At 61.9% G+C, this 19,217-nt stretch carries 19 protein-coding genes; 11 read left to right on the forward strand and 8 right to left on the reverse strand.

All coding sequences use genetic code 11. The features are described 5' to 3' along the window. Position 1: 1 nt before the first annotated feature. Complete coding sequence (locus tag EIO64_RS03325) at positions 2-562, forward strand: RNA polymerase sigma factor (protein WP_119311336.1); 561 nt, start codon at positions 2-4, stop codon at positions 560-562. Then, the gene (locus EIO64_RS03330) at positions 559-2,130 is read left to right on the forward strand and encodes a hypothetical protein (RefSeq protein ID WP_025544275.1); all 1,572 of its coding nucleotides are present in this window, start codon (positions 559-561) and stop codon (positions 2,128-2,130) included. Before EIO64_RS03325 ends, EIO64_RS03330 begins: the two co-directional genes overlap by 4 nt. Positions 2,131-2,179: 49 nt before the next feature. Here EIO64_RS03330 and EIO64_RS03335 read toward each other — a convergent pair whose 3' ends face one another. The 3 genes from EIO64_RS03335 to EIO64_RS03345 all read right to left on the reverse strand — a co-directional run bounded on the left by EIO64_RS03335 (position 2,180) and on the right by EIO64_RS03345 (position 4,200). After that, entirely contained in the window at positions 2,180-2,815 is a 636-nt protein-coding gene (locus EIO64_RS03335) for a hypothetical protein (protein WP_136890776.1), read from the reverse strand. 18 nt (positions 2,816-2,833) lie between these two features. Next, positions 2,834-3,490 (reverse strand): RCC1 domain-containing protein, encoded by a 657-nt coding sequence (locus EIO64_RS03340; protein WP_136890777.1) that lies wholly within the window; start codon positions 3,488-3,490, stop codon positions 2,834-2,836. An 83-nt stretch (positions 3,491-3,573) separates the two neighbouring features. Then, on the reverse strand, positions 3,574-4,200 hold the full coding sequence (locus tag EIO64_RS03345) for a flavin reductase (protein WP_025544273.1): 627 nt from the start codon (positions 4,198-4,200) through the stop codon (positions 3,574-3,576). 250 nt (positions 4,201-4,450) lie between these two features. On the opposite strand from EIO64_RS03345, the gene ade reads away from it, so the two are divergent. From ade to EIO64_RS03360, 3 genes are all read left to right on the forward strand, one after another. Beyond that, a complete protein-coding gene (gene ade / locus EIO64_RS03350) occupies positions 4,451-6,175 on the forward strand; it encodes an adenine deaminase (RefSeq protein WP_136890778.1) in 1,725 nt (574 codons plus the stop codon). Positions 6,176-6,186: 11 nt separating this feature from the next. Beyond that, complete coding sequence (locus tag EIO64_RS03355) at positions 6,187-6,372, forward strand: hypothetical protein (protein ID WP_119311339.1); 186 nt, start codon at positions 6,187-6,189, stop codon at positions 6,370-6,372. 220 nt (positions 6,373-6,592) lie between these two features. Continuing rightward, a complete protein-coding gene (locus tag EIO64_RS03360; protein WP_051319925.1) occupies positions 6,593-7,039 on the forward strand; it encodes an Hsp20/alpha crystallin family protein in 447 nt (148 codons plus the stop codon). Positions 7,040-7,098: 59 nt separating this feature from the next. Here EIO64_RS03360 and EIO64_RS03365 read toward each other — a convergent pair whose 3' ends face one another. Next, positions 7,099-7,803: a hypothetical protein gene (locus tag EIO64_RS03365; RefSeq protein ID WP_158629684.1), complete on the reverse strand. Its 705-nt coding sequence runs from the start codon at positions 7,801-7,803 to the stop codon at positions 7,099-7,101. A gap of 81 nt (positions 7,804-7,884) precedes the next feature. Beyond that, positions 7,885-8,430, reverse strand: coding sequence for a cysteine hydrolase family protein (locus EIO64_RS03370; protein ID WP_174233000.1), 546 nt, complete (start codon positions 8,428-8,430; stop codon positions 7,885-7,887). 162 nt (positions 8,431-8,592) lie between these two features. Here EIO64_RS03370 and EIO64_RS03375 point away from each other — a divergent pair, with 162 nt between their 5' ends. Further along, complete coding sequence (locus tag EIO64_RS03375) at positions 8,593-10,041, forward strand: sodium-dependent transporter (RefSeq protein ID WP_021751566.1); 1,449 nt, start codon at positions 8,593-8,595, stop codon at positions 10,039-10,041. Between the two features lie 55 nt (positions 10,042-10,096). Here EIO64_RS03375 and EIO64_RS03380 read toward each other — a convergent pair whose 3' ends face one another. Continuing rightward, positions 10,097-10,687, reverse strand: coding sequence for a helix-turn-helix domain-containing protein (locus EIO64_RS03380; RefSeq protein ID WP_021751565.1), 591 nt, complete (start codon positions 10,685-10,687; stop codon positions 10,097-10,099). Positions 10,688-10,932: 245 nt separating this feature from the next. On the opposite strand from EIO64_RS03380, the gene EIO64_RS03385 reads away from it, so the two are divergent. Beyond that, entirely contained in the window at positions 10,933-13,170 is a 2,238-nt protein-coding gene (locus EIO64_RS03385; protein WP_119311343.1) for a hydratase, read from the forward strand. A gap of 333 nt (positions 13,171-13,503) precedes the next feature. Continuing rightward, the gene (locus EIO64_RS03390; protein ID WP_119311929.1) at positions 13,504-14,721 is read left to right on the forward strand and encodes an NADP-dependent isocitrate dehydrogenase; all 1,218 of its coding nucleotides are present in this window, start codon (positions 13,504-13,506) and stop codon (positions 14,719-14,721) included. An 84-nt stretch (positions 14,722-14,805) separates the two neighbouring features. On the opposite strand, the gene EIO64_RS03395 is transcribed toward EIO64_RS03390, so the two are convergent. Next, on the reverse strand, positions 14,806-15,585 hold the full coding sequence (locus EIO64_RS03395; protein ID WP_119311344.1) for a helix-turn-helix domain-containing protein: 780 nt from the start codon (positions 15,583-15,585) through the stop codon (positions 14,806-14,808). A 113-nt stretch (positions 15,586-15,698) separates the two neighbouring features. Beyond that, positions 15,699-16,586, reverse strand: a complete 888-nt coding sequence (locus EIO64_RS03400) for a LysR family transcriptional regulator (RefSeq protein WP_119311345.1) — start codon at positions 16,584-16,586, stop codon at positions 15,699-15,701. Positions 16,587-16,707: 121 nt separating this feature from the next. Here EIO64_RS03400 and EIO64_RS03405 point away from each other — a divergent pair, with 121 nt between their 5' ends. The 3 genes from EIO64_RS03405 to EIO64_RS03415 all read left to right on the forward strand — a co-directional run bounded on the left by EIO64_RS03405 (position 16,708) and on the right by EIO64_RS03415 (position 19,179). Next, positions 16,708-17,265, forward strand: a complete 558-nt coding sequence (locus tag EIO64_RS03405; RefSeq protein ID WP_051319926.1) for a chromate transporter — start codon at positions 16,708-16,710, stop codon at positions 17,263-17,265. Beyond that, on the forward strand, positions 17,265-17,825 hold the full coding sequence (locus tag EIO64_RS03410) for a chromate transporter (RefSeq protein ID WP_119311346.1): 561 nt from the start codon (positions 17,265-17,267) through the stop codon (positions 17,823-17,825). The genes EIO64_RS03405 and EIO64_RS03410 overlap by 1 nt, the downstream gene beginning before the upstream one ends. A gap of 226 nt (positions 17,826-18,051) precedes the next feature. After that, positions 18,052-19,179 (forward strand): aldo/keto reductase, encoded by a 1,128-nt coding sequence (locus tag EIO64_RS03415; protein ID WP_119311347.1) that lies wholly within the window; start codon positions 18,052-18,054, stop codon positions 19,177-19,179. Positions 19,180-19,217 lie beyond the last annotated feature (38 nt).

Genomic DNA, 19,217 nt, shown 5'->3' on the forward strand with positions numbered 1-19,217 from the left:
CATGGAGGACACGGAGATCATCGACCTGTACTGGCAGCGGGATCAGCGGGCTATTGACGAGACCCACGGCAAATACGGCGGCTTCCTGGCGGGGATTGCCTGGAACATCCTCCGCAGTCACAGCGACGCGGAGGAGTGCGTCAACGACACGTATCTGCGCACCTGGAACGCCATTCCTCCGGCCCGCCCCTCCGCCTTCCGGGCCTGGCTGGGGCGCATCGTCCGCAACCTCTCTCTGGACCGCTGGAAGCAGAGCCGCACCGCCAAACGGGGCGGGGACGGCATGGAGGTGCTGTTGGGGGAGCTGGATGACTGTGTGCCGGAGCCCCACGGAACCGAGAAGACGATGGAGGACCAGGAAATCGCGTCGCTCATCAGCGCGTTTCTGCGGCGGCAGAGTCCGGAGAGCCGCATCATCTTCCTGCGGCGGTACTGGTACGGGCAGAGCGTGGCGGATATTGCCGCCGGAATGAACTGCGGAGAGGGGAAGGTCAAGTCCTCTCTCTTCCGCACCCGGAAGGCCCTGCGGACCTATCTGGAACAGGAGGAGGTGTTTTTGTGAAAGCGGAGCGGTTGTTTCAAATCCTGGGTCTGGTGGACGAAAGCCTCATAGAGGAGGCGGACACCGCCTCCTCCCCCGCCGCTGTACAGCGGCGGCCCTCATGGGTTCGGCTTTTGGCCGCGGCCGCATGTCTCGCGGTGATCTGCGCCGGGGCGTGGGGACTGTGGCAATCGAATCTGGGAGCGGGCACCGGCAGCCCCGGAGATGCCGCGCTGGCCGGTGGAGAATCCGGCGGTGACGGCCACAGCCCGGGCACTACCTTCCTGTCCTACGCCGGGCCGGTCTTTCCGCTGACCACGGCGGAAACGAACACCCGCCTGACCGCAGGGCGGACCGTCACCTGGGATTTTGCCCCCGGCTCCTATGAGGATGGATCCCCCCGACAGTGGGGGGCCCAGGTGACAGACAGCTACACGCTGACCAATCCTGCTGACGGCAGTGTGACGGTCAACGCCCTCTACCCCGTCTCCACCAGCTGGCTGGACTTTCCCGAGCTGAACGCTGCTGTCACCGTGGATAGCGGGGGGACCGGTTTCTCTGTGCTCTCCGGCGGCTACGCCGGAGGCTTTCAGGACGCCGGGGAGCCGGACGGCTCCACCTGGAACCTGGCCCCGCCGGACGAATGGGCCGATTATCAGGCACTTCTGGCAGACGGAGAATACCTGTCCCGGGCGATGGAGGAAACTGCTGCCCCGGAGGTCCCGGTGACTGTATATCAGTTCACGGATTTCGCCGCGCCCCATGAGGAATACAACGCCGCTACCCAGGCGGTGACCTTCACTACCGACCCAGAGGCCACCACAGTCCTCTCCTACGGCTTCAACGGCATGAGTCGGGATGCGGACCGGGGCTGGTGCCAGTACAGCTATTTCGTTCCCGACGGTGTCCGGAGAGAGACGGAAACAAAAATTCTGATCGTCCTGGGTGATGACATCGGCGATTATGTCCTCCAGGGGTATGCCGACGGCGGCTGTGACCAGGAGATCGATGGGGTGTCCTGCACCGTCACCCGCCGGGAGACCACCTTGGCCGATGTGCTGGACCTGCTGTGCCGGGCTTATCAGGCGGAATTTGAGCAGTTCAGCCTGGGCCGCGGGCAGGAAAGCCCCTTCCGGTATCTCTCTCAGGCGCAGTACCAGGGATTGGTGTGGCAGCTGCTGGAGCAGTACGGCCTCTTCTCCGGCACCCCCAAGGACCGGTACAGCGACGGCCGGCTGGATGAGATCCTGATGGAAGCCCTGTCCCAGGAGCGGGTGCTGTACCTGTCCTTCCCCGTCACCGTCCCGGCAGGCGGCAGTGTTACTGTGGCGGCTTCTTTTTGGAAGGCACCCAGCTATGACTACGGCTGCTCTGGTTCGGAGAACGTGGGCCTCCAGGGCTATGATCTGGTGACGGCCCTGGGATCCACGCTGGAGTTCACCGGCCAGACCGCCGCCCTGGTGAACACGGACACCATTGAGATCGTCCGGCAGAACCTGGGCTTTGATCTGGAAAACGGTGTTACCCAGGTATCGCTGGATCTGGCGGAGCCTCACTACTATCTGGAAATCCGTCCTCTGGAGGGATAATCACAAAGACGCGCCTATGGAAGTTCCACAGGCGCGTCTTTGGCATCGTTCACTTCTTCCGGCCCCGTATCCAGGCCGCCAGAAGCAGCCCCGGGAGGGAGGCCGCGAGGACTCCCAGCTCCAGGATCTCCTGACCCCCTGTGCGTTCAGCAGGGGACTCTTCCTGAACGGGCAGCGAATCTGGTCCCATCTCCGCATCAGCCGCATCGGCCTGCCGTGCCTCCCAAGCTTCAAGGGAGGCCGATTTCAACACAGCAGGCGGCGGGGCATCCGCTGCCCAGGCCGGGGACGGGGAGGGCATCCGGACCTGGTCCAGCAGCTTTTCCGGCGCAGCGGGGCTCCGGTCCGGTGACGTCTCCCACTCCGGGAGAAACCCGGCGCTGGGGAACTGCCACAGGGAGCCGTCCGCCAACACCGCCAGGGTCCGGTCGCTGCAGGGGACGGCACAAACCACACCGTTCGTGATCCGCACAATGCCGTCACAGGCCTCCGTGTCATAGGGGTCCTCCGGGTCCACCAGACCGTCCCGCAGCATGGCCGGGCGGTCGCTGCCCCAGGCCCAGAGAGTTCCGTCCGCCGTCACAGCGGTACATCTGGTGAACTGCACCACATCCTCCAGCAGTTTTTCCGGCTGGCCCAGGGACTGCCACTGGACTGTATCCGACAGATTATTCTCCCAGGGCACACGCCAGAGACTGCCATCCTACCCCTGGACTAGCATGGCAGGGTCCTGAATTCCGCAGTACAGACTGCCCACAGCGGCCACATGTTCCATCAAAGGTGCCGCGGTACAGGTATCCCCGTCAAACCAGACCCGCACCAGCGTCCCATCCTCCTTCACCGCCAAATCCCCAAACAGCTGAACCACCTGGTCCAGTACCTGGGTGGGCGGATAGTAGGGATCATCCTGATGTTCCTCCAGGGACACTCCGGACCGGGCGCCCCAGGTCCACACCGTCCCGTCAGCGCACAGGGCAGAACATTCCGTCTCCCCGACTGACACGGACACCACGTCCTCCAGCAGCCGGTACGGCTCCTCCTCGCCGAAGGTCCGGCCCGCGTGGCCGCCCCAGCCCCAGAGGGTCCCATCCTCGTCAATGGCGGCGGCCGTGATAAACCCCGCGTCCACATACCGGGCATTCTCCAGCAGGACATTGGCCTCCTCCCAGGGCAGCGGGTCCTGGTCCGTGGGGCCCACCGCGCCGTGGAAGCTGTCTCCCCAGGCCAGCAGGGCGCCGTCCGCTCGGATGGCATAGTAAGTGTATCCGCTGGTGGCAATGGGTTGGCTGATTGATTCCAGCGCCGCCGCTGTACCGGCCAGCAGCATGGCCGAAAGAAGCCCGCAGGCAAGTATTTTCATATCCGCCGCCTCCTTTTTCCCACTGTACCATACAGCCTATCCAAAAAGCAAACCCCGCACCGTCCCGGCGCGGGGCTTGTCCTTTATTTCTCGATCTTCACAAATTTCTCCGCCGGGGCGTGACACAAGGGGCAGCGGAAATCCGGCGGCAGGGATTCTCCCTCATAGACATAACCGCAGACAGTGCAGCGGTAGCCGTTGATCTCTACCGTGCGGTACACGGTGGCAGTGGGCGGCGTGGCCTTGCCCCGGTCCGTATAGGCCTGGAGGGTCAGCACCCTCCCGTCTCCCAACACCTCCGCCTCTGTGGCCTGGCCCACGAAAAGGAGGAAGCTGCCGATCTCCATCTGGTCCACCACCTTGCATGCGATGCGGGAGACCATGTGCTCCTTCAGGTATGGATTGCCGTTGCTGTCGGTCTCCGCCGCCCGGCCGGCGAACTTGTCCGTCACCCGGCCGGACTTGTAGCCGAACAGGTCGATGATCTCCCCCGGCGCGTCCGCACCCAACAGGGTAACGGAGAAGCTCCCCGCCGCCTGAATGGCCTTGCAGGTCTCGTGGTCCTTGTTCACCGCCACGGTGAACTTGGGCGGGAAGGAAGAGGTCACCTGGTGGAAGGAGTTGACGATGCAGCCGTGGCGCTTGCCGTCCGCTGCCGCAGAGAGCAGACAAAGGGCGTAGTCCATCTTCTGATATGCCTTGTTGTCCATATTGATTTCCTTTCTGGCGGATCCGCCGCCGGACATCCCGCATGTTTCTCTTGATGGAATAAGTTTACCAGAAGCCGCCATTTTATGCAGTTGCATCCGCGACTGCTGCCGCGCAAAAATTTTCTTCCGTTTTCTGTGGACAAATACCGGATTTGGGCGTATACTCTCCTTAACCAGATGCCATTATCCTGATTTATATTTTCTATAAGTCTGGATAATGGCTTAAAATCTAAATAAAAGGAGTGGTTCTATGTCTGAGAGCTACGCTGGCAAGATCAACCGGAAGCTGCTGAAAAAGCGCCGCATCATCAACGCCGCCGCCGGGCGGGAGCCGTCGGACCTGGTGCTGAAGAACGCCACCTATGTCAACGTCTTCTCCAACGAGCTCTGTCATGCGGACATCGCCGTGGCAGAGGGGCTGATCGTGGGCATGGGCCAATACTCCGGCACGGTAGAGGAGGACTGCACGGGTAAAATCGTCCTGCCCGGCTTTCTGGATGCCCACATCCATCTGGAGAGCTCCCTGGTCTCTCCCAAGGAGTTCGTGAAGGCCGTGCTGCCCCACGGCACCACCACCGTCATCACCGACCCCCATGAGATCGCAAACGTCATGGGTACCGACGGCATCGAGTACATGCTCCAGGCCACGGAGGGCCTGCCGGTGGACGTGCGGTTTATGCTGCCCTCCTGTGTGCCGGCCACGCCCCTGGACGAGTCCGGCGCGTCCCTGGACTACCGGGCCATCGACTCCTTCTATGACCACCCCCGGGTCCAGGGACTGGCGGAGATGATGAATTTCGTAGGCATCATCGCCGGGGACGACCAGCCGGTGGAGAAGATCGTGGCCGCCCAGGCCCACCACAAGAAGATCGACGGCCACGCGCCGGATCTGGTGGGCAACGACCTGAACGCCTACATCGCCGCCGGCGTCTATTCCGACCACGAGTGCCACGACCTGAACGACGCCATCGCCAAGCTGGAGCGGGGGCAGTTTATCATGATCCGGGAGGGCACTGCCGCCCGGAACCTGGACGCCCTTGCCCCCCTGCTGTGCGACAAATACTCCGAGCGATGCATGTTCTGCACCGACGACAAGCACCCCAACGACCTGCTGGAGAAGGGCCATATCGACTACATCGTCAAGCGGGCCATCGGCCTGGGGGTGGAGCCCATCACCGCCGTGAAGGTGGCCTGCCACAACGCCGCCCGGTACTTCCTGCTGAACAACCGGGGCGCCATCGCCCCGGGCTACCTGGGGGACTTCGTCATCATCGACAGCTTCCAGGACTTCAACATCGAGAGAGTCTTCAAGAAGGGCGAGCTGATGGTGGACCACGGCGTGGTGAAGGACTTCCCCGCCCCGGCCATCGACCCCTATCTCACCGAACGGGCCCACAGCACCTTCCATGTGGAGCACCTGACGGCGGAGGACTTTACGGATGCCCGGCCCCGGGGCATCATCGGCATGGTGAACGGGGAGATCACCACGGTGGACGCCGGCTACTCCGACCGGATCGACGTGGAGTATGACGTGCTGAAGATTGCCGTGGTGGAGCGCCACAAGAACACCCATCATATCGGCATCGGCTTTCTCCAGGGCTACGGTCTGAAATCCGGCGCTGTGGCCACATCCGTCTCCCACGACTCCCACAACATTATCGTGGTGGGCACCAGCGAGGACGACTGCGCCGCCGCAGCCAACCGGGTGGTGGAGCTGAACGGTGGCATCGTAGTCTGGGACCAGGGCAAGTCGGTGGCAGAAGTCCCTCTGGCCATCGCAGGCATCATGAGCGATGAGTCCCTGACATCTGTCAACGAAAAGCTGGAATTCGCCAAGGCAAAGGCCCACGAGCTGGGCGTCAATCCGGGCATTGACCCCTTCATGACCCTGAGCTTCATGGCCCTGCCGGTAATCCCCTCCCTGCGGATCACCACCCGCGGCGTGTTCGATGTCACCACGCAGAGCTACGTGTGAGGAGAGCGAATATGCTGGAATTTCTTCTGGGGGCATGCTTTTTCCTGTGCATTTTTGCCCCCTTCACCTTTGTGATCTTTCTGATCGACGCCATCAAGAAAGTTGTCTCCGGCGATGGAAACGAGTATTTCCCCGGTCTGGGCGCCGGGCTAAGCCTGTTTATCATGCTGGGCGGGATCTTCTATGTGCTTTTATGAATGCGCAAAATTAGCACTCTCGATACCAGAGTGCTAAAATTCACAGATCGTTCAAACAAATGACACACAATATCCGATTTTCCATCCTATCATAATACTTGAAAAGAAGAACAGAAGGTCTTTGAAAGGCACCTGTTCCGCCCGGCGGCATCACCCTCCATGATCCATCTGCCGTCGGTCCCAACTACGGATCATCAGGATTTGATAGGAGGAATTGATTATGTTTGAAATGAGACCTTACCGCAGAAATTCTATGAGCACCTGGAATCCCTTCTCCGAGATGGAGGAGATGGAGCGTCGCCTTTTCAACAACGACTTCTTCTCCGGCCGCGGTCTGGCGGAGTTCAAAACCGACATCACCGATGAAGGCGACTACTACGAGCTGAAGGCCGACCTGCCCGGCTTCAAGAAGGAGGACATCCAGCTGCAGCTGGACGGCGACACCCTCACCATCCAGGCCCAACGTCACTCCGAACATGAAGAGCAGGAGAAAAAGGGGAAGTACGTGTGCTGTGAGCGTTCCTACGGCGCGTACAGCCGGAGCTTCGACGTCTCCGGCATCCGGGCGGAGGGTATTACCGCCTCCTACGACAGCGGTGTGCTGACACTGAAGCTGCCCAAGAAGACAGTGGAGGTTTCCTCCAGCCGGCAGATCAGCATTGACTAAAATCAAAGCAGGAAAAGACCCGCGGTGTACGCCGCGGGTCCTTTGCTGTCCCTTTTCCGTCATATCTCCGCCTCTTCCAAGGGCAGGAAGGACCGGAAGAGATACCGGCCGTCCTCCGCCGCCTCCAGTGTCAGCTCTTTGCCTCCTCCAGTGAGGACTAGTAGCTTCCCCTCCCACCGGCCGGCCTCGCAGATGAACATGCCGGGGCCGGCGTCGCTGGTGAAGTTGTAGAAGGCGTCGGTCTCCGGCAAGTACACCAGCTCCCCGGAGCTCTCCGGCACATTCGTCAGGTCTGCCGTGGTGATGTCGGCGTGCTCCTCCAGGTACGCGTCCAGCTCCGTCCGCCGGTACCGGTGGATGGGCACCGGCATCCGGTCCAGGGAGTCCACCCCCTGGAAGGGCCAGCCCCCGGCCCCCTTCAGGGCCTGGAACTCAGCCTCGTCCTCCACCGTGCCCCCGATCCCCATGTAGCGCAGAAACTCCACCAGGTCCAGGTCCTCCGGCCGCTCATAGTAAGAGGTGAAGAAGCTGCAGACGGAATTGACGTATGAGACGTTCTCCCGCTCCTTAAAAGGCGCGAAGGCCTCGTTCACCTGGGCGATCTCCTTCACCGTCAGGGCGTCGGCGGCCTCCGGTGTCTCCACCTGTTCCGTCTCCGAAAAATCGGCCCCGCCGTCCTCCGGTGCCGTTCCCGCCTTGCCGCAGCCGGTCAGCAGCAGGGCCAGTAGCAGCGCCCCGACGCAGGCGAATCGGCATCTACGCATACGATCCCCCCCCTTTTTCTCAGCAAACCGCAAAAAATCCGGGAAATCATCGCAAAACAGCCACAAATTCCGTTGAAATCATTACAAGGGCAACGCCTCATGTTCCACGGTGATCTGGCAGCTCTTCATGGCCGCAAGCGCGGTCCGATGGCTCTCCGGGGTGACACCTGCGCAGCAGGCGGCATCCACCGCTACCTCTGCCTCCGGCAGGAACGCCTTCACCAGCAAGGCGTTGGAAATCACGCAGATGTCGGTGCAGAGGCCGATCAGCGTCACCTTTTCAATGAGTTCCTTTTCATTCTCCTCCGCCAGCAGACGCCCCAGCTCCGCGCTGCCGAAGGAGGGCTTGTCCAGAATGGCCTGTCCTGCGCTGGCAGGCCGGAGCTGCTCGACGATCTCCCAGCCCTCGGTCCCCCGGATGCAGTGGGGTACAGGCAGGTTCCGCCCCTCCCGGGTATGGAGATAGTCCGCCCCATGGGTGTCCCGGGTGAAGAAAATCCGCTCCCCCCGGCGGATGCCTGCGGCCACCCGCTCCGCCGCAGCAGGCACGATCCGCCGCGCCTCCGGTGTCCCCAGAGCGCCGGACACAAAGTCGTTCTGCATATCCACAACGATCAGGATGTTCATTATGATCTCCTCCTTTTTATCATCATAGCAGACGCCGCGCCGGGCCGCAAGACCTTCCCCGGGGGAAAAGAATGTTGACTTCTCTTTTCATCCGGTTTAAGATATGGAATGTCTGTCCGCCGAATTTTTCGGCGAATGTGAAAAAGAGAAGGAGAGAGAAGTTTGAGTCGCGAAAATTTCCGATCCCGGCTGGGATTCATTCTGGTAAGCGCCGGCTGCGCCATCGGCATCGGCAATGTGTGGAAATTCCCCTACGTCACCGGTGTCAACGGCGGCGGCGTATTCGTGTTGTTCTACATCATCTCCCTGGTCATCATGGGGGTTCCCATTCTGACCATGGAGCTGGCGGTGGGCCGTGCCAGCCGCAAGAGCGCCGTGCTGGGCTACAAGGCCCTGGAGCCCAAGGGCAGCCGCTGGCACATCCACGGCTGGCTGTGCGTAATCGGGTGCTGCCTGCTGATGATGTACTACACCACGGTCTCCGGCTGGATGCTGGGTTACTGCTTCAAGTTCGCCTCCGGCACCTTCAGCGGCATGCAGCCCTCTGATGTAGACACAGTCTGGACCGATATGCTGGCCAATCCCGGCGAGATGACGCTCTATATGGTAATCATCGTGCTGGCGGGCTTCATCGTGTGCAGCTTCGGTCTGCAGAAGGGGCTGGAGCGGATCAGCAAGTGGATGATGATCTGCCTGCTGGCACTGATCGTCATTCTGGCCATCAACAGCCTGACCCTGGACGGCGCTATGGAGGGCGTGAAATTCTATCTGGTGCCGGACTTTGAGCGGGCCGCGGAGGTCGGCATCGGCAATGTGATCGTGGCCGCCATGAACCAGTCCTTCTTTACCCTGAGCCTGGGCATCGCCGCCATGGAAATCTTCGGCAGCTATATGTCCGACGCCAACCGCCTGCCCGGCGAGGCCGTGCGGATCTGCTGCCTGGACACCTTTGTGGCCTTGATGTCCGGCATGATCATCTTCCCCGCCTGCTTCAGCTTTGGTCTGGAACCCGGCCAGGGACCATCCCTGATTTTTATGACCCTGCCACGGGTGTTCGTCAGCATGACCGGCGGCCGGCTGTGGGGCGCCCTGTTCTTCCTGTTCCTGACCTTCGCCAGCTTCACCACGGTGCTGGCGGTGTTCGAGAACATTATGGCCAGCTGCATGGACAACTTCGGCTGGTCCCGGAAAAAAGCCACCATCGTCTGCGGAATCTTCATCCTCTTGGCCAGCATGCCCTGTGTGCTGGGTTACAATCTCTGGTATTTCGAGGCGTCCCTGCCCAGCGGCGCCACCGGCCAGATCCTGGATATCGAGGACTTCCTGGTGAGCAATCTGCTGCTGCCCATCGGCTCCCTGATCTATCTGCTGTTCTGCGTCAGCAAGTGGGGCTGGGGCTTTGACAAGTATCTGGCGGAAGCCAACAAGGGCACCGGCCTGGGGATGTCCCCCAGGTTCAAGATCTACTTCCAGTTCATCCTGCCCATGCTGATTCTGGTGATCCTGCTGGTGGGGCTGGGCAGCTGGGGCTGGCGTGCCCTTATCTGCGCCGCTGTGGCCGTGTTCGTGTGGTTCATGGCCCGCCGCAGCTCCTCCAAATCCACCATTTGAGCGAAGTGACCTGTCAAAAGAGAGGACCGTCAAAGACGGTCCTCTCTTTTGCATCTCACGGCAGCTTCGCCTGGAACAGCCCGTGGCAGGAGCAGCAAAGGTACAGCTTCGCCCCGCCCCGCAGCTGGGGGATGCGGAACTCGCTGCCCTGTTCCGGATACAGCCGCGCCAGCAGCAGCCGGTCCGGTGTCACACAAGCGGTAAAGCGGATATAGTGCCCCTTGTCCATGGGGTGGCGGAAGGTGACATACCAGTCCTCCTCCACCTCCTGGACCGTTACGGCGTGATCCGGATCTGCGGACCGGACCTCCAGGGGCTCCAGCCGCCGGCCGCAGCAGGCAAGCTGCCCTCCCGCCGCAGCTGTCAGAATGTTGCCGCAGTCCGGGCACACGTAAAACTGTATTTTTTTCATATTTCCTCCATCCGGCGCCGCCGGAAGCAGGTCTCCGTCCAGAATTCCCTCCACGCTGACGCCAAAAATCTTCGCAAGGCGCGGCAGCATCCCCACGTCCGGGCAGCCCTGGCCCCGCTCCCACTTGCTGACGGCCTGAGCGCTGACGCCCAGCAGTTCCGCCGCCTGCCGCTGGGTCCACCCCCGCTCCAGGCGCAGGCGCCGGAGCAGCGTCCCGGTGTCTTGGTCATGCATCTCTTCTCACCTCTCCCACAGGATACCCGAAATTCCGCTGGAACGCAAGCAACGCTCCGTTGAGTTCGTATGGCTCTGCAAAATGTCGCCGCTTCGCTTCTCCTAGGGCTGTTTTCTTGGCGACTCCTCCGAATTTGCAGGAAGCGGGGCTTTTTCCTGCAAAATGACTTTTCATCCGGACGGCGATATGGTATATTGGGTGGGAGAAACACGGCTCCCCCGTGACACACAGGAGGTCTCTTGATATGATAACACTTCATAACAACGGCGTGTTCCTGGCGGGCGGCGTCCCCGCTGCTGCCGGCCCGGTCTCTCCGGAGGAGGGGCGGAAACGGACCATGGCCTGGTCCATTCTCCAGGCCCACAACATCTCCGGCGATCCGGAGCACCTGCAGATCCGCTTTGACGCCATGGTGTCCCACGACATCACCTATGTGGGCATTATCCAGCAGGCCCGGGCCTCCGGCATGAAGGAGTTTCCCATCCCCTATGCGCTTACCAACTGCCACAACAGCCTGTGTGCCGTGGGCGGCACTATCAATGAGGATGACCATGTCTTCGGCCTCTCTGCCGCGAAAAAGTACGGCGGTATCTACGTGCCTGCCAACCAGTCCGTCATCCACTCCTATGCAAGAGAGCAGATGGCGAAGGGCGGCACCATGATCCTGGGCTCCGATTCCCATACCCGGTACGGGGCTCTCGGCACCATGGCCGTGGGTGAGGGCGGCCCGGAGCTGGCCAAGCAACTGCTGAAGAACACCTGGGACATCAACTATCCCAAGGTGGTGCTGGTGTACCTCACCGGCGCGCCCCGCCGGGGCGTGGGGCCCCACGACGTGGCCATTGCCCTGGTGAAGGCCACCTTTGCAAGCGGCTTCGTCAATAACTGCGTTTTGGAGTTCTGCGGCCCCGGTATTGCAGCTCTCCCCATCGACTACCGCAATGGCATCGACGTGATGACCACCGAGACCACCTGCCTCTCCTCCATTTGGGAGACGGACGGCGTGACGGAGGGCTTCTACCGCGCCCACCAGCGGCCGGAGGATTACCGGGAGCTGCACCCGGCGGACGGAGCCTACTACGACAAGTACATCGAGATCGACCTCTCCAAGGTCGAGCCCATGATCGCCCTGCCCTTCCACCCATCCAATGCCTGGACCATCCATGAGTTTCTGGAGAATGCCGCCGACATCCTGGCGGCTGTGGAGGCGGACGCCCAGAAGCGGTATCCTAAGGCCCATGTGAAGCTCACGGACAAAATCCGTGACGGCGGCGTCTGGGCGGATCAGGGTGTCATCGCCGGATGCGCCGGCGGCCTCTTCGACAACATTACCGAGGCGGCGGACATCCTCCGGGGCGGCTCCACCGGCAACGGTGCCTTCACTCTGGACATATACCCCACCAGTGTCCCCGTCAGTCTGGAGCTGACGAAGATCGGTGCCACGGCGGACCTGCTGGAGACCGGCGCCGTCATCAAGCCCAGTTTCTGCGGCCCCTGCTTCGGCGCGGGAGACGTGCCTGCCAACAACGGCTTGAGCCTGCGGCACACCACCCGGAACTTCCCCAACCGGGAGGGATCCAAGCCCGCGGAGGGCCAGTTCGCCGGCGTGTGCCTGATGGACGCCCGCTCCATTGCCGCCACGGCGGCCAACGGCGGCCGGATCACCGCCGCCACAGACATCGATTACACCTCCGTCCACCACGACTACCACTTCGACAAGGGCGTCTATGACCGGCGGCTGTACTACGGCTTCGGCAAGGCGGATCCCAGCGTGGAGCTGGTGATGGGCCCCAACATCACGGACTGGCCGAAGATGCAGCCCCTGGCGGAAAATCTGCTGGTGGAGCTGGCGGCGGTGCTCCACGATCCCGTCACTACCACCGACGAGCTGATCCCCTCCGGCGAGACCTCCTCCTACCGGTCCAACCCCCTGCGGCTGGCGGAGTTCACCCTGTCCCGCCGGGAGCCTGCCTACGTGGGCCGGGCCAAGGCCGTGGCGGAGATTGAGGCGGAACGGCTGGGGGGGGACGCCCCGGAGAAGCTCACCGCCATTCTGGACAAGGTGGGCGACGGCTCCGCGCTGGTGAAAACCACTCAGTTCGGCTCCTGTGTCTTTGCCAACAAGCCCGGCGACGGCTCCGCCCGGGAACAGGCGGCCTCTTGCCAGAAGGTGCTGGGGGGCTTTGCCAACATCTGCTATGAGTTCGCCACCAAGCGGTATCGCTCCAACTGCATCAACTGGGGAATCCTGCCCTTCACACTGGACGCGGGCACGTCCTTTGACTACGCCCCCGGCGACTGTGTGTTCGTCCCCGGCATCCGCCAGGCCATTGAGAACGGCATTGAGGATATCCCGGCTAGGGTCATCAGGACGGACGGCGCCGTAGAGGGCCTGATGCTCCATGTGAAAGGCCTGACGGACGATGAGAAGGAAATCATTCTCGACGGATGCCTGATGAACTATTACGCCAAGCGTAATTAAAGAGGGGACTTCCTCCCCTCTTCAGATCCCCCATTTGCCTCTGCCGTTGCAGCATTATGATTCCCGGCCCTGTCTGGGCCGTCAATCGTGCCGCTGTCTCGAAACAGCCTCACTTTTCCGCCACGGGCGGCGTTTTGGCTGTTTCCCAGTGACATCGGTCACTGGAGGCACCGCCCAGGGCGGCTAGGTCAAAGCATTTTCGGCAGGCACAGAAGGGGAATTGCCCCGGAGGGGCGAGAGAGGCCCCTCTGGAGGGTGCCCTGGCGAAAATGATTCAAAGTGGTCCGGCTGCGCCGGGCTCCGAAATTTCTAATGATTGGCGAGGTTGAGACCATGGATAAAATCAAGATGACCACCCCCCTGGTGGAGATGGACGGCGATGAGATGACCCGGGTTCTGTGGGCCTGGATCAAGGAAAAGCTGATCCTGCCCTTCGTGGACCTGAAAACGGAGTACTATGACCTGGGCCTGCTCCATCGGAACGAGACGCGGGACCAGGTGACCATCGACGCCGCCAACGCCACCAAGCGCCTGGGCGTGGCGGTGAAGTGCGCCACCATCACCCCCAACCGCCAGCGGATGGAGGAGTACCCCCAGCTGACGGAGATGTGGAAGAGCCCCAACGGCACCATCCGGGCGATTTTGGACGGCACCGCCTTCCGGGCGCCCATTGTCCTGCCCATGATCCACCCGGTTGTGAAGAACTGGGAGGCGCCCATCACCATCGCCCGCCACGCCTACGGCGATATGTACAAGGCTGTGGACATGGTGACCGAGGAGCCGGGCACCGCCACCCTCACCTTCAAGGGCGAGAGCGGCGCGGAGAAGACCCTCACCGTTCAGACGGTCAGCGGTCCCGCCGTGTGGCAGGGCCAGCACAACACGGAGAAGAGCATCCGTGCCTTTGCCCGCAGCTGCTTCCAGTACGCCATCAATCAGCGGCAGGACTTGTGGTTCTCCACCAAGGACACCATCTCCAAGGTCTACGACGGAGAGTTCAAACGGATCTTCGAGGAGGAGTATGAGACCACCTACAAGGTGGAGTTTGAAAGGCTGGGCCTCACCTACTTCTACACGCTCATCGATGACGCGGTGGCGCGGGTGATCCGCTCTAGGGGCGGCTTCATCTGGGCGCTGAAAAACTACGACGGCGACGTGATGAGCGACATGGTGGCCACCGCCTTCGGCAGTCTTGCCATGATGACCTCCGTGCTGGTATCTCCGGACGGCACCATGGAGTTCGAGGCGTCCCACGGCACCGTCACCCGGCACTACTACAAGTACCTGAAGGGGGAGAAGACCTCCACCAACCCCATCGCCACCATCTTCGCCTGGTCCGGCGGTTTGAAGCGGCGGGGCGAGTTGGACGGTCTGCCGGAGCTGGTGCAGTTCGGCCAAGCGCTGGAGGATGCCTCCCTGGAGACGCTGAAAGACGGCGTGATGACAAAAGATCTGCTGGGGCTGGTAGAGCCCGGCTTCCAGGCCCGCGGTGTGGACAGTGAGGAATTTTTGGACGAGATCGCCAAGCGGTTGGCCGATAAATTGGGATAAAAGGGGACTGCTAAAAGCCCGGACGTCTGTTCAGCGTCCGGGCTCTTTTTGCTCTTTTGCAAAATCATTGGTTGTGCGGCCGTTTCAGAATTGATTGGAGAAAATCGGGCGGATGGAATAGTAGTAGCCGGACATCAACAGCGGCACATAGGCCTCATCCGTGGCAATGATGGTCCCATCCTCCAGCCGAAGGCCAAAAGATTCCATGCTTTCCGTGATATACAGCATCCGCTCGACACCGAGAGAAAGGTTATCCCCCGGCCGGTAGAACAGGATGTCCTGGGCGTCTGTCCACATGGCATCCCACCGGATGTTCGCATGGACACCCTCCCGGCAGGTAGTTTCCACTTCGTGGATAGCAAACTGCCCCTCAAAAGAGCGGTCTCCCAGAATTTTCACCGAACCATCTATGGCAACTGTCGTCTCCCCGGCCGACACCCCTTCCGCACTATATACGGTGGCCGGCACTTCCAAAGAGATCTCCTGAAGGAACACCCCGGCCCGGTCCAGAATTGCAAAGAGGACAAAGCCCGCCATCAGCAAAGCACAGGTGCCGCCCAGCACCTGACTCCACTTTCTCCGGGTCCGCTCCTTTGCCTGCCGGGCCAGAAAGGCCAGGGCCTGCCGGATCGTCGGCTCCGGCTCCGGCACTGTCCCCCGCTCCCCCCGCAGCAGATCCAGCACGCCCAGCCCCAAAGTATCCGCCAGAGGCTCCAGCAGGGAGATGTCCGGGAACCCGGCGCCCCGCTCCCATTTGGAGACCGCCCGGTCCGACACATGCAAGGCCGCGGCCAGCTCCTTCTGGGTCATATTCTGTTCTTTCCGGGCTGCTGCGATCAGCGCCCCGGTCTTTGTCCGATCCATACTTCATCACCTGGGGCCAGTATATCAAATCCGGCCTGCTCCCACAACAAACGCTGCGTGGAACCGCCCAGATTCCGCCGAGGCGCCGTGTCTTTCGGCAGGGTCTTTCCACCTCACGGCTGCTCTCCGCCCAGGTGTTCCCGCAGCACTCGGATCACCCGCTTCATGCCGTCCGTCAGATACTTGCTGCGGTGGCGCACCAGGAAATAGCTCCTGTGAAACCCGCCGTCCTCCACAGCCAGCTCCCGAAGGTCCCCCCGCTCCAGGTCCGCCACCACCAGAGACCGGGGCAGCAGCGTGATCCCAAGCCCCGCCCGGGCGCAGGCCAGCAGGGCAGCGGTGCTGACGCTCTCCACTACCGGCTGCGCCGTGGCGCCTGCTCCCTGCAGGCCGGCATCCACACTGTTCCGGGTGCCGCTGCCCCGCTCCCGCAACAGCAGCCGCTCTTCCGCCAGCTCCGCCAGAGTCAGGGAGTTCTTTCCCTCCAGATAGCCGGGGGCGCACACTGCCGCCAGCTCCTCACCGCACAGGGGCTCCACCAGGTAGTGGGGCGAGACGGTGACATTGTCCACTACGGCAAAATCCAGTTCGTTCTGCAGGATCATCCGCTCTGTCTCCCTGGAGTTGTGAATACTGGCCCGGACCGTGATCTCAGGCAGCGCCTCTGCCAGATGCGCCAGGATACCCGCAAGGCGGGTCTCGCCCAGCGTCACGTGGACGCCGAAGCGGCAGGCCCCCTGGGCGCCGCTCTCCCGCAGGACCTCCACCGATTCCTGAAACTGGGACAGCACGGTGTCCGCATACTGCCGCAGCGTACGCCCTGCCTCTGTCAGATAGACCCGGCGGTTCATCCGCTCGAACAGCCGCACGTTGTAAAACACCTCCAGCTCCCGGATGGCCAGGCTCACCGCCGGCTGTGCCATATTCAGCTGCTCCGCCGCCCGGGTGAAGCTCTCCTGGGCGCAGACGGCGGAAAAGATCTCGAGATGCCGCAGCGTCACGGCACTCCCCCCTATTCATAATTATTTCATTATGTTTTTTATCCTATCATATAGATTGATGAATGTCACGAAAAAGCGTACGCTGGGGGAGAAATCCAAGAGCGCGAAAGGAGCGGTTTCCATGCCCACAGATCTGACCAAAGCCCGTCAGCTGTTCGGGACTTTTTCCAAAATCGGCGCCTTCACCTTTGGCGGAGGCTACGCCATGATCCCCCTGATCCAGCGTGAGGTGACGGAACGCCGCCGCTGGCTGGAGGACCGGGACATTCTGGACATTGTCGCCATTGCCGAGTCCACACCGGGCCCCATTGCCATCAACACCGCCACCTTCGTAGGATATCAGGTATGCGGCACCCTCGGCGCCTTCTGCGCCACGCTGGGCGTGGTGCTGCCCTCCTTCCTGGTGATCTACGCCGTCTCCTTTGTGCTGCGGCAGTTCTCGGACCTGGCGGTGGTCCAATACGCCTTCAACGGCATCCGGGCCGGCGTATTGGCCCTGCTTTTGAAGGCACTGCTGTCCATGTACCGGCAGAGCCCCAAGGGCGCTGTTTCCTATGCCGTCATGGCGGGTGCCTTTGTGCTGACGGCCTTCTGCGGCGTGGATGCGGTGCTGGTGATCCTGGCCAGCGCGACGGTGGGGCTGCTCTCCGCCCGCATGGCGAAAAGGAGGGCTGTGTGATGCTGTATCTGGAGCTGTTTTTGACCTTCTTCAAGATCGGCCTGTTCACCATCGGCGGCGGTTATGCCATGCTGCCGCTCATCCAGGCGGATGTCCAGGCCAAGGGCTGGATGACGGCGGAAGAATTGGTGAACTTCATCGCCGTCAGCGAGAGTACGCCGGGCCCCTTTGCGGTGAACGTCTCCACCTATGTGGGGGCGGAGCTGGCGGGCCTGCCCGGCGCCTTCTGCGCCACGCTGGGGGTGGTGCTGCCCTCCTTCCTCATAATCCTGCTGGTGGCCCGGTTCTACGCCGCCTTCCGCTCCAGCGCCATCGTCAGCGGCGCCATGGGCGGACTGCGTCCGGCTGTGATCGGCATGATCGGCGCCGCGGTGGTCTCGGTGGGGCAGACGGTGTTCCTGCCGGAGGGATTGGCGGCGGTGACGGCGTATCCCCTGGTCTGCTCTCTGGCCATCTTCGCCCTGATGGCGGTCCTGACCCACAAGAAGCTCCATCCCATCGTCATCATCCTGCTGTCCGCCCTGCTAGGCATCGTCACCGGCTACCTGCAGCCGGCGTGACTCCGGTCCGTCGCCCCGGAACGGGGCGGCGGGCTTTTTTCTTTAGCCGGACAAAAGACTTTCTAAAAGCAGGATTTCCCCTCTTGACTTGGAGTGCGCTCCAAGTGCTATCCTTTTCATAGAGGGATTCCGCCCAAGGGCGGGCCGGGGACTTCCCACTGTGGAGGCACCTCGTCTCCCGGAGAAGGCAGTATCCCCTTCCTAAATCTGAAAAGGAGAAATCGTGATGATTTACAAGGACTTTCAGGACCTGAAGCTGTCCGCTCTGGGCATGGGCTGTATGCGCCTGCCTGTGGTGGGCGGCAACGACGCCGTGGTGGACGAGGCCGCCGCGGAGGAGATGGTGGATTGCGCCATGGCCAACGGCGTCAACTACTACGACACCGCCTGGGGGTATCACAACGGCAACTCAGAGATTGCCCTGGGTAAGGCCCTGGCCAAACATCCCCGGGAAAAATTTTACATTGCCGACAAGTTCCCCGGTTACGACCTATCCAACATGCCCAAGGTGCAGGAGATTTTTGAGGAGCAGCTGAAAAAGTGCCGGGTGGACTATTTTGATTTCTATCTCTTCCACAACGTCTGTGAGATGAACATCGACGCCTATCTGGACCCGCAGTACGGCATCCACGACTATCTGATGGAGCAGAAGCGGCGCGGCCGTATCCGCCACCTAGGCTTCTCCTGCCACGGGAACCTGCCTGTGCTGAAGCGGTTTCTGGACGCCTACGGCAAGGATATGGAGTTCTGTCAGCTGCAGCTGAACTACATCGACTGGACCTTCCAGAACGGCCGCGAAAAGGTGGAGCTGCTGGATAGCTGGCACATTCCCGTCTGGGTCATGGAGCCCCTGCGGGGCGGCCGCCTGGCCCGCCTTTCCGACGAGGAGGCCGCCCCCCTGAGGGCCATGCGCCCCGAGGAACCCATCCCGGCCTGGGCCTTCCGGTTTCTGCAGTCCATTCCCAGCGTCACCATGATTCTCTCCGGCATGTCCGACCTGGAGCAGGTGAAGGCCAACATCGCCACTTTCCAGATGGGGGTTCCCCTCAGCAGCAGGGAGATGGACCGCCTGCTGGCCCAGGCCCAGCGCATGGTCAGCAAGACCGCCCTTCCCTGCACCGCCTGCCACTACTGCGTCAGCCACTGTCCTCAGGGGCTGGATATCCCCTCCCTGCTGGCGCTGTACAACGAGCATGCCTTCACCGGCGGCGGCTTCCTGGCCCCCATGGCCCTCTCTGCTCTGCCGCAGGACAAGTGGCCCAGCGCCTGCATCGGCTGCCGCAGCTGCGAGGCGGTCTGTCCTCAGCAACTGAAGATCTCCGAGGCCATGGCCGACTTTGCGTCCCGGCTGTAAAATCTGAGACAGAAGCGCCCCCGCCGGGAACTCTCCGG

Source organism: Dysosmobacter welbionis (assembly GCF_005121165.3).
Taxonomy (GTDB): Bacteria; Bacillota; Clostridia; order Oscillospirales; family Oscillospiraceae; genus Oscillibacter; species Oscillibacter welbionis.